Source organism: Candidatus Pelagibacter sp., assembly GCF_052049835.1.
Classification (GTDB): Bacteria; Pseudomonadota; Alphaproteobacteria; order Pelagibacterales; family Pelagibacteraceae; genus Pelagibacter.
Map to the genome: position 1 here is coordinate 48,743 of NZ_JBNGZF010000006.1, position 13,618 is coordinate 62,360.

General features: G+C 29.1%; 18 protein-coding genes and 2 tRNA genes. 7 read left to right on the forward strand and 13 right to left on the reverse strand.

The genetic code is table 11. From position 1 onward, the window contains the following. Window positions 1–26: 26 nt before the first annotated feature. From hisG to ACTT9R_RS05010, 13 genes are all read right to left on the reverse strand, one after another. Entirely contained in the window at window positions 27–719 is a 693-nt protein-coding gene (hisG, locus tag ACTT9R_RS04950) for an ATP phosphoribosyltransferase (protein WP_440926912.1), read from the reverse strand. Beyond that, entirely contained in the window at window positions 719–1,771 is a 1,053-nt protein-coding gene (locus ACTT9R_RS04955; RefSeq protein ID WP_440926913.1) for an ATP phosphoribosyltransferase regulatory subunit, read from the reverse strand. Before ACTT9R_RS04955 ends, hisG begins: the two co-directional genes overlap by 1 nt. Beyond that, a complete protein-coding gene (hisS, locus tag ACTT9R_RS04960; protein ID WP_440926914.1) occupies window positions 1,749–3,143 on the reverse strand; it encodes a histidine--tRNA ligase in 1,395 nt (464 codons plus the stop codon). The genes ACTT9R_RS04955 and hisS overlap by 23 nt, the downstream gene beginning before the upstream one ends. 4 nt (window positions 3,144–3,147) lie before the next feature. Then, window positions 3,148–3,222: transfer RNA gene (locus ACTT9R_RS04965), tRNA-His, on the reverse strand. Window positions 3,223–3,453: 231 nt separating this feature from the next. Continuing rightward, window positions 3,454–3,666, reverse strand: a complete 213-nt coding sequence (locus tag ACTT9R_RS04970) for a cold-shock protein (RefSeq protein WP_023854396.1) — start codon at window positions 3,664–3,666, stop codon at window positions 3,454–3,456. Between the two features lie 80 nt (window positions 3,667–3,746). After that, window positions 3,747–3,821, reverse strand: a tRNA-Phe gene (locus ACTT9R_RS04975). Window positions 3,822–3,825: 4 nt separating this feature from the next. After that, window positions 3,826–4,041 carry a translation initiation factor IF-1 gene (gene infA / locus ACTT9R_RS04980; protein WP_023854397.1) on the reverse strand — a complete coding sequence of 72 codons (216 nt, stop codon included), beginning with the start codon at window positions 4,039–4,041 and terminating at the stop codon, window positions 3,826–3,828. Between the two features lie 2 nt (window positions 4,042–4,043). Further along, complete coding sequence (gene hisD / locus ACTT9R_RS04985; protein WP_440926915.1) at window positions 4,044–5,327, reverse strand: histidinol dehydrogenase; 1,284 nt, start codon at window positions 5,325–5,327, stop codon at window positions 4,044–4,046. Window positions 5,328–5,329: 2 nt separating this feature from the next. Then, window positions 5,330–5,722, reverse strand: coding sequence for a DUF2948 family protein (locus ACTT9R_RS04990; RefSeq protein WP_440926916.1), 393 nt, complete (start codon window positions 5,720–5,722; stop codon window positions 5,330–5,332). Beyond that, window positions 5,722–6,981 carry a UDP-N-acetylglucosamine 1-carboxyvinyltransferase gene (gene murA / locus ACTT9R_RS04995; RefSeq protein WP_440926917.1) on the reverse strand — a complete coding sequence of 420 codons (1,260 nt, stop codon included), beginning with the start codon at window positions 6,979–6,981 and terminating at the stop codon, window positions 5,722–5,724. The genes ACTT9R_RS04990 and murA overlap by 1 nt, the downstream gene beginning before the upstream one ends. A 3-nt stretch (window positions 6,982–6,984) precedes the next feature. Continuing rightward, on the reverse strand, window positions 6,985–7,545 hold the full coding sequence (dcd, locus tag ACTT9R_RS05000; RefSeq protein ID WP_023854401.1) for a dCTP deaminase: 561 nt from the start codon (window positions 7,543–7,545) through the stop codon (window positions 6,985–6,987). 97 nt (window positions 7,546–7,642) lie between these two features. Next, window positions 7,643–7,843 (reverse strand): hypothetical protein, encoded by a 201-nt coding sequence (locus tag ACTT9R_RS05005; protein ID WP_440926918.1) that lies wholly within the window; start codon window positions 7,841–7,843, stop codon window positions 7,643–7,645. Between the two features lie 174 nt (window positions 7,844–8,017). After that, entirely contained in the window at window positions 8,018–8,740 is a 723-nt protein-coding gene (locus ACTT9R_RS05010; protein WP_440926919.1) for a TVP38/TMEM64 family protein, read from the reverse strand. A gap of 97 nt (window positions 8,741–8,837) precedes the next feature. Here ACTT9R_RS05010 and rpmH point away from each other — a divergent pair, with 97 nt between their 5' ends. Genes rpmH through dapD form a run of 7 tightly spaced genes read left to right on the forward strand, consistent with a single transcriptional unit; the run spans window position 8,838 to window position 13,617 of the window. Next, window positions 8,838–8,978, forward strand: coding sequence for a 50S ribosomal protein L34 (gene rpmH, locus ACTT9R_RS05015; protein WP_440926920.1), 141 nt, complete (start codon window positions 8,838–8,840; stop codon window positions 8,976–8,978). Between the two features lie 4 nt (window positions 8,979–8,982). Then, window positions 8,983–9,324, forward strand: coding sequence for a ribonuclease P protein component (rnpA, locus tag ACTT9R_RS05020; protein ID WP_440926921.1), 342 nt, complete (start codon window positions 8,983–8,985; stop codon window positions 9,322–9,324). Continuing rightward, window positions 9,324–9,575, forward strand: a complete 252-nt coding sequence (gene yidD / locus ACTT9R_RS05025; RefSeq protein ID WP_023854406.1) for a membrane protein insertion efficiency factor YidD — start codon at window positions 9,324–9,326, stop codon at window positions 9,573–9,575. Before rnpA ends, yidD begins: the two co-directional genes overlap by 1 nt. Then, window positions 9,575–11,254 (forward strand): membrane protein insertase YidC, encoded by a 1,680-nt coding sequence (yidC, locus tag ACTT9R_RS05030; RefSeq protein WP_440926922.1) that lies wholly within the window; start codon window positions 9,575–9,577, stop codon window positions 11,252–11,254. The genes yidD and yidC overlap by 1 nt, the downstream gene beginning before the upstream one ends. A gap of 14 nt (window positions 11,255–11,268) precedes the next feature. After that, on the forward strand, window positions 11,269–12,117 hold the full coding sequence (gene argB / locus ACTT9R_RS05035; RefSeq protein WP_440926923.1) for an acetylglutamate kinase: 849 nt from the start codon (window positions 11,269–11,271) through the stop codon (window positions 12,115–12,117). Then, window positions 12,114–12,785, forward strand: coding sequence for a pyrimidine 5'-nucleotidase (locus tag ACTT9R_RS05040; protein WP_440926924.1), 672 nt, complete (start codon window positions 12,114–12,116; stop codon window positions 12,783–12,785). Before argB ends, ACTT9R_RS05040 begins: the two co-directional genes overlap by 4 nt. A gap of 4 nt (window positions 12,786–12,789) precedes the next feature. Continuing rightward, on the forward strand, window positions 12,790–13,617 hold the full coding sequence (gene dapD, locus ACTT9R_RS05045) for a 2,3,4,5-tetrahydropyridine-2,6-dicarboxylate N-succinyltransferase (RefSeq protein WP_440926925.1): 828 nt from the start codon (window positions 12,790–12,792) through the stop codon (window positions 13,615–13,617). Window position 13,618: the final 1 nt, after the last annotated feature.

The following is a 13,618-nucleotide window of genomic DNA, read 5'->3' on the forward strand; positions in this document are numbered from 1 at the left end:
AAATTATACTAATTTATTGGAAAGACTTAATTTTTAGAAAGTAATTTTACTATTTTTTTAAGACCGATTTTATTATTGGATGACTTAGAAATCATCATGCAGGCCTCTGATCTTAATATTTCTCCATCCTTTAAAATACGTAGATTGTTTGCTTTTAACGTTTCTCCGGTAGAAGTGATATCTGTAATTATTTCCGATGAGCCTGTAAAAGGATAAGCTTCAGTTGCACCCAAACTGTCAATTAATTTGAATTGGGTAACACCTTTTGAAAACAAAAATTCCCTTGTTAAGTTTGGATATTTTGTTGCTACTCTTAATCTTTTCTTTTTCTTATCTTTAAATTCAAATGCAATTTCTTCTAAATCTGCAACTGTTTGTACATCTATCCATGGATCAGGAATTGCGACTACTAATGTAGCCTTACCAAAATCATATCTTTTTAAAACATTAATTTTCTTTTGAGTGTTAATTTCACTTTCCTTTAATAAATCAAAGCCAGAAAAACCTATGTCCAAAGATCCGTCTCCAAGTCTTTCGATGATCTCTCTTGCATGAAGATATAAAATCTTAATATTTTTAAATTGTTTTATAGATCCTAAAAGATCTCTTTCTCCTCTTTCAGAAATGAGATTTAATTTATTTTTTTTAAAAATATTTAAAACATCTTTTCTAAGTCTACCTTTGCTTGGAACTCCAATATTTAAAATATTTTTTGTCATTAGTAATTTAAATTTAAAGCAGCGCCTACTGCTGGAGTTTGTATTTTTGATCCTAAATCTGAAATTAGACCATCATAACGACCACCATTAATAATATTTTTTAATGAGTTTTTAGATTTAATATCAATTTTAAAAACCATCCCAGTGTAATATTCTAATTGTCTTCCAAAGGATGCTGAAAATACTACATTTATTTTTGAAACCTTATTATTAGAGATTGGAAAATATTTTTGATCTACAGCTAGATTTATTTTGTATTTTTTAAAAAATTTATTTAACTCCATTGCTGCTTTATTTATGGGACATCTAATTTTTAAGAAATCTTTAATTATTTTTGAAACATTTTTTCCTTTGCTGGCTCTTCTAGGATCTTTTATTTTCTGGTCAAATCTTTTTAATATTTCGTTAATTGTTCTGCCTGCCACAATGTTCGATAAATCTTCTTTAAGCATTTTCACGTAACGCTTTTTATCTATTTCTACAATTGTCGGATCAACATCTGAATTAGTTTCTAATCTTTTTAATAAATCATTAAAATATTCCTCTCTCCAGAAGTGTCTAGCTAATCTTAGTTTCCATCTCTTTGGAATATCTAATTTTGAAATTAACAAATTAAATATTTCAACATTTCCAATGGTTAGCGTTCCTGAAGAATATTTAATATTTTGAAGAGATTTAAGAGATGTATTTATAATTTCTTTATCATCATTTTTCTCATCCTTAGATCCCAAAATTTCAAATCCAATTTGATTTCTGATTATCGAGTCTTTTTTATTTTGTGATTTTCGATAAGCTTGACCACTATAAAAAATTTTTTCCTTCCCCTGTAAATTATTTTCTAAATATCTTAAACAAGATGCAATCGTTAAATCTGGTCTTAAGCATAACTCGCTTCCATTCTGATCCGTAAAAGAAAAGATAAATTTTCTAAAGTTTTCTCCTGATCTTTGAACAATGTGATTAGCCTCAATTACTGAAGGTAAATCAATATATTTAAAACCCTTAGCTTTCACTGATCTAAGGATATTTTCAGATAAGTTTTTTGACTTCATCGATTAAATTTTCTTTTGGAAATGTTTTATTGTTTTCACCCTTAACACCTTTAAGGCTTTTTATAGTGACTGTATTTTCATTAAATTCATTTTCACCGCATATTATTGCAACATCTAACTCACGTTTATTTGCTAAGGTTAGTTGCTTGCCTAAATTTTTCTTTGTATCTAAAAAAATTTCAGCATTGATATTATTATTTCTTAATAGATCTAAAATTTCATAGTAATTTTTAAGATATTTTTCATCCATTACACAAACTAAAACTGGTTTTTGACTATCTACTTTTATTTGATCTAATTGCATCAAAGCAAATAACAACCGATCAACTCCAAAACTAATTCCAGTGCCTGGAATATCCACACCTTTAAATCTCGAGATTAATTTTGCATAGGCTCCTCCAGAACAAATACTGCCTATATCGACTTCTTTGCCTTTGTTGTTTGTAACTTTAAAATTTAGATTTGTTTCAACAATGAAATCTGAATAATAAGCCAATCCCCTAACAATTGTAAAATTTGTTTTGACCTGATTTAAATTTGAACTGTAACCCAATACTTCAAATACTTGTTCTAATTCCTTTATACCTTCTTGAGACAATGGATTTTTTAATGTTTCTTTTAATTCTTTTAAATCTTTAATTTTTAAAAAATTTAGTATTTCAGATGCTTGTTCATCGTTTAAATCTGCACCCTTAGTGATTGCACCACTTATATCTTTTCTCTCTTTTTTGAGCAGATCTTCAACACCTTTTAAACCAAAACCTGGCTTGTCTAATTTATCAATTGCTCTAATTACTTTAATTTGCTTTTCTTCTGATATTTTTAAATCATCAATTAATCCTTGAACTATTTTTCTGTTACTAACGTTGATTGTAAATTGATTTTTTTTTAAACCACAATCTAACAAGGTACTTGATATTAAATTGCAAAGCTCTGCATTTGCTTGCGCAGGATTAACATTTCCAACGATATCAAAATCTGCTTGCATAAATTCTCTGTATCTTCCGTTACCAGCCTTTTCATTTCTAAAGACATTTTGAATAGCATACCTTTTAAAAATTGATGGAAGCTCTTGATTATTTTGAGCAACAAATCTAGCTAGTGGGCTTGAAAGATCATACCTAAGAGTAATGCTCTTTTCTCCATCCTCAAATGAGAATACATCAGACATAGGATTAGCTTCATCTTCTGCCAAAAAAGATCCTATATTTTCACTTATCTCAAACGAAGGGGTTTCCAGAGCCTCTGCTCCAAATTTAATAAAATTATTCTCAATAGCTTTTAAAAGCTTTTTTTTGAGAAGAAGTTTTTTATCCCAACGATCTTCAAATCCTGAAGGTAATCCAGGAATTAATTTTTTTTCTTTATTCATTTTTTGGTACCCGGGCTGAGAGTCGAACTCAAACTTAAAGTTCCACAAACTTCCGTGCTAACCATTACACCACCCGGGCTTATCCTCTTTGTTTTTATCTTATTTTATGTGGATTTAAAATTATAATATAAATAAATAGCCTACTGGCTATGGAAACAGTTTCTGTGAGTACTTCTAAAAGTCTTTCTGTATGTAATATTTATATTCATGGTCAGTCTTTTAGACAAAAAAAATTAATATTCAAGGTCTAAATAGAAAAAGGACGTTTATCTATTTGATAGATAAAACGCCCTTTTAAATAATTTCTAAATTAGTCTATTTTTTTTAAATTAACTGCAGAAGGACCTTTGGGACCATCTTCTAATGTGAATTCAAGTTTATCACCTTCATTGAGATATCTCATACCAGCAGCTTTTACCGCTGAAGCATGAACAAAGGCATCTTTTTCTTTATCATCTCTTTCAATGAAGCCATATCCCTTTTTACCATTATACCATTTAATTTTTCCTTGTAGTGTACTCATCTTATTTCTTAGTCCTTTTGTTATTTATTATCTCTTAAAGGTAATTTCTTTTAAGATTATTTCAAGATGAAACTTTGTGGTGGTGGCTGAGGAAGGATTCGCACCTCCGACACAAGCCTTTTCAGGGCTCTGCTCTACTCCTGAGCTACTCAGCCTTATTTATCCCCTAAAGATAATTCTGCCTTTAGTAAGATCGTAAGGTGTCATTTCAACTGTCACATTATCACCTTGGAGAACTCTAATTCTGTTTTTTCTTAACTTACCTGCAGTATGAGCAGTCACTGTGTGCCCGTTCTCGAGCTTTACTCTGAACATTGCATTAGGAAGTAGGTCTATCACTGTACCTTTAAATTCCAGTAAGTCTTGTTTTGACAAATTTATTTTCTCCTTATTCGTTTTACTACAGATTGAGCGTGTCCAACCAACCCTTCGTAATTTGCAAGTGTTATAACTGATGGTCCAAGACTTTCAATACCCTTTTTTGATAAGTTTACGTATGAAATCCTTTTATAAAATTCATTTACACTAATACCGCTTGAGTATTTTGCAGAACCATTAGTTGGCAACACATGGTTTGATCCAACATTATAATCGGTCATTGCCATCACTGCATATTTTCCTAAACATATTGACCCTGAATTTTTTATTTTTGGAACTAACTGTTTAAAATTTTTAATATTTAATTCTAAATGTTCTGGTGCAATTTTATTTACAACACTTATTACTTTAGCGTCTGAAGAAATATACAAAAGAATTCCATTATTAATTAAACTTTTTCTTGCAACAGAAGCTCTTGGAATTTCTTTTAATTGTTTAGTAATTTCAATTTTTACTTTATCTAGCAAATCTTTATCTTTTGAAATCAAAATACATTGTGCAAGAATATCATGTTCAGCTTGTCCAATTAAATCACTTGCAACCCACTCAGGATTTGAGAATTTGTCACAAACGACAGTCACTTCTGAAGGACCTGCAGTCATACCTTCAATTCCAACAACACCAAAAACTTCTTTTTTTGCAGCCGCAACATAGGCGTTTCCTGGACCAACTATTTTATGTACTTTTTTAATTTTTTTAGTCCCATAGGATACTGCTGCAATAGCAGAAGGGCCTCCGATAGAATAAATTTCTTTTATTTTGCATTTTTTTGCAGCGTATAATACGGCTGGATTTTGTTTTCCTTTATAGCCTGGATTAATCATAACTATTCTCTTAACGCCTGCAACAATTGCTGGAATAGCATTCATCAATACACTTGATGGGTATGAAGCAGTAGAACCAGGAACATAAATTGCAACAGACTCTAAAGGCACATATTTATATTCAAGTTTGTTTTTTAATTTATCTGTATAAGAAATATTTTTAAATTTTTGAAGTGAATGAAATTTATAAATTCTATTATAAGCCGTATCGATTGCTTTCTTTACTTTTTTATCAAGTGAATTTATAGATTTTTTTATTTGTTTTGTGCTTGGGATAATTATGTTGTTTTGATTAAATCTTTTCTCATATTTTAATAATGCTTTATCTCCATTTTTTTTAACATCTTTAATTATATTTGTTACAGAAACAGAGTCTGATTGAATTTTTTTTTTTCTCTGTAAAAGCAAATTCTCTAATAATTTATCAAAATTTTTGCTTTTACTATTTAGTATCTTCATAACTATTTAGTTTCACTTTGATCCTCTAATCTTGCTTCAATAGTTTCTGTAGTTAAAGCAATATGAGCATTATTATTAAAAATAAGATTTATTTCATAAACATCATGATTTTTCAAATAATCTATACCTATTAGTTCTAAAACTGTTTCTTGATTTGATTGATCAATGTTCTTTGATCTTACTTTATCAACAAAATCAAACCTACAAATGCTATTGATTTTTTTATCTTCCTGATCACTTTCAACCTTGGTTCTTTCAATTGATAATAAAAAAACCTTATTGGATGCAAGATATTTTATATCTGTAATTTTAACCTTAGCCCCTGAACTACAAGCTGAAATCATTTGTAAGCCTTCTTGGTCGCTTGCTATTATTTTTGCTAAATATTTATTCACTATTTTAATCTTTTAATTTTAACACCTATTTTTTTTAATTTATTTTCTATTTTTTCATAACCTCTATCTAAGTGATAAATTCTGTTAATATATGATTTACCAGTAGAAACTACAGCTGCTAGAACCAAAGCAACAGAAGCTCTTAAATCACTAGACATTAATTCGGCACCAATGAATTTAGTATTTCCTTCTATTGTCGCAGTATTATTTTTAATATTTATTTTTGCTCCTAATCTTTGCAATTCTGCAACATGCATAAATCTATTTTCAAAAATACTTTCAGTTATTGAACTTTTGCCAACTGCTTTGCACATTAAAACCATTAATTGTGCTTGAAGGTCTGTAGGAATGCCAGGAAACTCTTTAGTTTTAATACTTTTTATAGATTTTATTTTTTCAGGTCCCTTAATTAAGATTGTATTTTCACTAGTTTTAATTTTAGCACCAACTTTTTTTAGTAATTTTATTTCTGTATTAATAATTTTAGGATTTAAATTATTTATATTTAAATTACCTTTTGCAAGTGTTGCGGCTACACAAAATGTGCCTGCTTCTATTCTATCAGCCATTACAGAATATTCAGTTTCATGTAAAGAATTTACACCTATGATTTTACAAACTCTTCCTTTCCATTTTATTTTCGCTCCAGCTTTATTTAAAAAATTTGTAAGATCTTTAATCTCAGGTTCTATTGCACAATTTTTTAAAACTGTTTTTCCTTTTGCTAAACATGCTGCTATTATAGAATTTTCAGTTGCCCCAACACTTATCTTTGGAAAATTTATAATTGTTCCACTAAGTTTTCCTTTTGATTTTGCAAGAATATATCCATCTTTTAATTCATATTTCATACCAAGTTTTTTTAATGCAGCTAGATGATAATTAACTGGTCTTGCACCAATTAAACATCCGCCAGGTAAAGAGATTTTAGATTTATTGTATTTTGAAATAAGTGGACCTAAAACTAAAATAGAGCCACGCATTGTTTTGACTAAAGAATAACTAGCAAAAGTTTTCATATTTTTTTTATTTATAATTTTTGCTGTTTTTTTATCTCTTGATAAAATTATTTTAGAACCAAGAGACTTTAATAAATTTAACATTGTATTAATGTCCCTAACTCTTGGTAAATTTTTGATAATAACAGGTTTATCAAATAATAATGTTGCAGCTAATATCGGTAGGGATGCATTCTTCGAACCTGAAATTGAAACATTACCCTTCATTTTACAAGGGCCATTAATCAGAAATTTATCCATAAATTACTTTTTAATCTTAGCAACTTGAATTGTGGTTTGACCCTGATATTTACCGTTCTTTGATTTATAAGTTGTTTCTGGCTGAGTATCTGATTTGAAAAATAAAAATTGTGCTATTCCCTCGTTTGAGTAAATTTTTGCAGGGTTAGGTGTTGTATTACTTAGCTCAATTACAATGTTGCCCTCAAATTCATTTTCAATTGGAGTAACATTACAAATAATTCCTGTCCTCGCATAAGTGCTTTTTCCAACACAAATACATAAAACGTCTTTTGGTATTCTAAAATATTCTACTGTTTTAGCTAATACAAATGAATTTGGTGGTATAATACAGTGTGGTCCTTTTCGTTCTATAAAGTTATCATCAGAAAAATTCTTTGGATCAACTAAAGAACTATTAACATTGGTAAAAATTCTATATTCATCTGAGATTCTCACATCATATCCCATACTACTTAATCCATACGAAATTTTTCCCTCAGATACTTGATGATCCAAAAATGGCTCTATCATATTATGCTCTTTACACATTTTTTTAATCCAAGAATCAGGTTGAATTGACATTATTTATTTTTCTTTTTATTTTTTTTTTGGAAAATTTTTCTTTTCTTCAAATTTTTTCTAAGCGCCAAGCTTAAACGCTCATTTTTTTCTTTTGAAATCATTCTTTGTTTGGGTTAGTCAGGAAATCTAAAGAAATTGGTTTATTGGGATCTAGTGTAGTTGCTTTTTCCTCTTCTTTTTTTGGGCCTTCTTTAGCTAAGCGTTTAGCTTTTTTTTCAGCAAGCTTTCTCTCTCTTTTAGCTTGCTTTTCCATAAGCTTATTACCTTTAGTTGATTTATAGTCGTAATGAATTCCCATAACATTTTCCTAAAATAGATATAAATCATATTCATCAAAAAATTAAGGCAATAATTTGAAAAAAATGCTTTATTATCAATAAAATACAATTTGTCTCTAAGCTCCTGTAGTTAAATGGTATAACAAGTCATTGGTAATGACTAGTTCCCTGGTCAGTACAGGGTGGGAGCACCACTAATTTCTATAAAAAAATTTTCTCAAAAATATCGTAATCAGAATTAAAATAAAGAAAGCTGTAATAGGAACATATATATCAGGTGAAAATATTATATCAGTTATTCCAGGTAACTCGGCATTTTGGTCTATAATTTTTTCTAATCCACTCCCAATAGAAACTGCTAAAAAAATTTGAGGAATTATTCCAATCAATGTAGCAAAGAAAAAATTTATAACCTTAACATTAAATAAGGTTGGTAAGAGACAGCTCAGCTGCCAAGGTATACCACCTATAAAACGGTAAATTAATAAGTAAATAAATTCAGATTGTTTAAATTTTATTTCTAAGTTTTGAAATTTATTTAAAAATTTTTCTCTAATGAGCTGTTTTAAAAAATAATTTCCAAAAATATACAAAAAGGTAGCACCAATACTCAAGCCCAAAACAACAACAAGTGTCCCTATCCATTTTCCAAAAATAAATCCACCCATTAAAGCAACTGGAGATCCAAATCCTAAAAAAGGGAAAACCCAAAGAATAGTTAATGCTAAATAAATAATAGAAATTAAAAATAAGTTAGATTTTTTAAGTTCAAAAAAATAAGATTGGTTATCTCTTAGAAAGTCATAGGATGTAATTTCCGAGAGACTAAATTTTGAGAAAAAGAAATACAAAAATAAGCCAACAATTAATAAATAAGACAATCCAATAAATAATTTAATTTTTTTTGTATTTTCCATGATTCTTCTTATTTTAGTGCTTAATCTTCTATTTGCTATTTTAATTATTACTAATATAAAGGGGCAAAAATTATAAAAAACTATATCAAATCTAATTATGAAAAGAACTTATCAACCCTCAAATAAAAAAAGAGCTCGAAAACACGGCTTTCGTTCAAAAATGAAAACTAAAGGTGGTAAAAAGCTTTTGGCTAGAAGAAGAGCAAGAGGAAGAAAAACACTAACTGTTTCCTTATAGAATAATGAAAAGCAAAATACTTGCTCTTTCAAAAAACGAAGAATTTAAAAATTTACTTAAACAAAAAAAGATTACCAATAAATACGTAAGTATTTTTTTTGGAAGATTATTTAATAAAGATAAAAAAAGACTAAATATCAGTTTTGTGACTAAGAAAAAAATTGGTAATGCAGTAAAGAGAAATAAAATTAAAAGAAGATTAAGAAACATTATGAATGAAGCTGTTAAAAAAGTAGAGATAAACTTTGATTATTCATTTCTTGTTATAGCCAAGTCTTCTATGCTAAATAATGAATACAAAATTATAAAAGAAACTCTTTTTCAGGATTTTGCAAAAATAAAATAATGAATATATTTACATTAATTTTAATTAAATTTATCAAAGCTTATAAATATTTGATTAGTCCATTATTGGGTCACTCTTGTAGATATTTACCAACATGTTCTGAATACAGCATAGATGCTTTAAAAGAATACGGTTTTTTTAAAGGTTTATTAATTAGTATAAAAAGAATTTTATCCTGCCATCCAATAAAATTTTTAGGGGGTGGCGAAGGGTTTGATCCAGTTAAAAAAGAAATGAAGGATAATAAATAATGGAAACTAGAAACATAATTGCTGCCATAAGTTTATCAGCTGCTGTAATTATATTATACTCGCTATTTTTCGCGCCACCTCCTGTAACGAAAGAAAATTTAATTGAAAAAACTAATACTGAGCAGAATTCAGATGCACCTAGTCTTGATCAAAAAGAAAACGTATCTGAAATTTCACGAGAAGAAGCGTTACAACAAAGTGAAAGAATTCAGTTTGAGAACGAAAGTATTGTTGGATCTATTTCATTAAAAGGTGCTGCAATAGATGATCTAACTTTCAAAGAATATAATATAAGTTTAGAAAGCGATGAAAAAGTAAAATTTCTCGCACCACGAGGTTCTACAGAAGGCTATATAATAGAAAGTGGTTTTATAACTACCGATAAAAATATCGATATTCCGAATGCAGATTCAATTTGGTCAGTTTATGGAAATAATAAATTAACTGATCAATCTCCTATAAAACTAAGTTGGACTAATGATCAAGGCATCACTTTTGAAAAAGAAATTGCATTAGATGATAAGTTTTTATTCACAATAAAACAAAGGATAATAAATTCTACTGATAAAAACTATGACTTTTATTCTTATGGACAAATTATAAGAAATCAAATCCCAGAAGGTTTGACCGATTTTTACATTCTTCATGAAGGCCCTATCGCTACATTAGATGAAGAATTAATTGAGGAAGATTATGACGATATTGAAGAGAAAAAATTTTCAAGAACTGCTCAAAAAGGATGGTTAGGTATAGGAGATAAATATTACATATCAACTCTAATTCCACCAAGAGAAAAAGAATTTAAAACTACGATGGATTACAAAAACAAGTACAGAATAAACTTTGTTACAACAGAACCATTAGAGTTAACTGGAAACTCCTCTATAGAAGAAAACTTACAAGTAATAGTAGCTGCAAAAAGAGTTGACGTAATTGATGGGTACGCAGAATCATTAAAAATTGATAAATTTGATCTTACGATTGATTGGGGATTCTTATACTTTTTAACACGTCCTTTGTTCACTGCTTTAGAATATTTCTTTAAAATATTTGGTAATTATGGATTAGCAATTATTGCTGTTACTGTTTGTATTCGTGTAGCATTTTTTCCACTTGCTAATTTTTCATTCAGAAGCATGGCTAAAATGAAAGCTCTTCAGCCTGAGATGGCAAGACTTAAAGAAGTACACAAAGATGACAAAATGAAATTGCAACAAGCAATGATGGCTCTTTATAAAAAAGAGAAGGTAAATCCTATGAGTGGGTGTCTTCCCATTTTGATTCAAATTCCGGTATTCTTTGCTCTTTATAAGGTTTTATTTGTTACGATAGAAATGCGTCATATGCCTTTTTATGGTTGGATCCAAGATTTAAGTGCTAAGGATCCTACTTCAATATTTAATTTATTTGGATTGTTTCCTTATAATGTACCTTCTTTCCTTGTAATTGGAGCATGGCCAGTTGCTATGGGGGTATCAATGTGGGTGCAACAAAAGTTGAATCCTGCTCCAACAGATCCAATGCAAGCAAAAATATTTATGTTCTTCCCTTTATTTTTAACAGTAATTCTTGCACCATTCCCAAGTGGGCTAGTAATTTATTGGACAGTTAATAACATTTTAACAATGGCTCAGCAGGTTGTAATAATGAAACGTACAACAGTTAAAACTGCAACCTAATTAAAAAATAATAAATGGACCTTGAAAAGATATTACCTAAAGATGGGCCACCAATTAATGAAGTAACTAAATATATTGAAAAATATAAAAATGATTTAATAGTAATTAAATACGGTGGAAATGTTTTAATTGATAGAAACGTATTTAATAATTTTATAACTGATCTTAGTGTTTTAAATAAATTAGGCCTTACAACTGTGGTAATTCATGGTGGTGGACCTAGAATTAAAAGAGAGCTAGAAAAATCAAATATTCAATCAAAATTTATAAGAGGACTAAGAGTAACTGACAAAAATATAATTGATATTGTTGAATCTGTTTTAATTGATTTTAATAATGACATTGTTAATTCTTTGAAAGACAAAAACACAGAAGCAATCTCTATTCACACAAAAAATAATAATGTTATAAAAACTATACCAGAAGCAGAAGAGCTAGGATTTGTAGGAATACCAAATGAGATTAATAATGAACAAATATTAAATATAATTAATCAAAATAAAATTCCTATAATCTCTCCATTAGGATTAGGTAAAGAAAACAAAACATATAATATTAATGGAGATACAGCTGCGATGGCTATAGCAAAATCTTTAAAATCTAGAAGACTATTGTTAATGACTAATGTTGACGGTGTTTTGGATAAAAATAAGAAGTTAATAGAGGAAATTTCTTCATCTGAAGTTCTTGAAATGATTAAAGATGAAACTATTAGAGAAGGTATGATACCTAAAATAAACGCATGTTTAGACGCTGTAAATAATGGTGTAACAGCAGTTGGTATAATCAATGGCACAAAGCCACATTCGTGTTTATGGGAAATATTCTCTGACAAGGGCTCTGGGACCCTAATAAGACAATGAAAGAATTAAAGAATATCAAAAACATATTATTTGATTGTGATGGGGTGCTATATAGTGATCTTGAAGGAGTATTTGGTCAAGTAAGTAAAAAGATGACTCAATATATTTCGAATAAATTAAATATAGATTTAAAAGAGGCAAAAGAATTACAAACAAATTATTTTCATAAATATAATACTAGTCTTAATGGTTTAATGATACATCACGATATACCTCCAAGAGAATTTTTAGACTACGTGCATGATATTAATTTAGATTTTTTAGAAAAAGATACTGCTTTAAGGAATGAACTGGAAAATATTAATCTAAACAAATTTGTGTTTACAAATGGTAGTAAAGAACATGTTAAAAATATTACTACTCACTTAGGAATTGATGATCAATTTGACGGTGTATTTGACATTGTTGATGCTGAGTACAGTCCAAAACCTGAGGCAAAAGCATTTGATCTGATGGTCAAAAAATTTCAAATTGATCCAACTGAGACACTTTATATTGAAGATATCGCAAAAAACTTATCTATTGGAAAAGAAAGAGGAGCAAAAACAGTTTGGTTAATCAATGATGAATACTGGGGGAAAAAGGAGTCTGATGAAGAGTATATTGATTACAAAATTGAAAATCTTTCTTTATTTTTAAAAGAAATAAGGTTATTAAAAAACCCATAAAACTATGAGTATTGAGAAAATTATAAATGAAGCTTGGGAAAATAAAGACCAAGTAAGTCAAAATCCAGATAAATCTTTAAAGGATGCTGTGAATCAAATTATTGATGAATTAGACAGTGGAAAAGTAAGAGTAGCTGAAAAGATAAATGGTGAATGGGTAACACATCAACATCTAAAAAAAGCTATAATGTTGAGCTTTAGAATGTATCCAATGGAAAATTTAAATGGTCCATACAGTAGCTGGTATGACAAAGCTCATTTACTTAAAGGAAAAACAGCTGGATGGACAAAAGAAGATCATGAAAAAGCTGGTTTTAGAATGGTGCCTAATTCGCCAGTAAGAAAAGGATCATTTGTAGGAAAGAATGCGGTTTTGATGCCTTGTTATGTAAATATTGGAGCGTATATTGATGAAGGAACAATGATGGATACATTTAGTCGTGCTGGAAGTTGTTGTCAGATTGGAAAAAATTGTCATATCTCTGCAGGTTCTGGAATTGGGGGCGTCTTGGAGCCCGCTCAAGCATTACCAACAATTATTGAGGATAATGTTTTTGTTGGGGCGATGTCTGAGGTTGTTGAAGGTGTGATAGTTGGAGAAGGCTCTGTATTAAGTATGGGTATGCTAATTACTCAAAGTACTAAAATAATAACGCGTTCAACAGGAGAGATTACTTATGGGAAAATTCCTCCATACTCAGTTGTTGTACCAGGTTCTTTACCAGATAAAAACAATCCATCTGCACCATCTTTAAGCTGTGCAGTGATTATTAAACAAGTTGATGAAAAAACGAGATCTAAAACATCAGTTAACGATCTTTTAAGAGATTAAA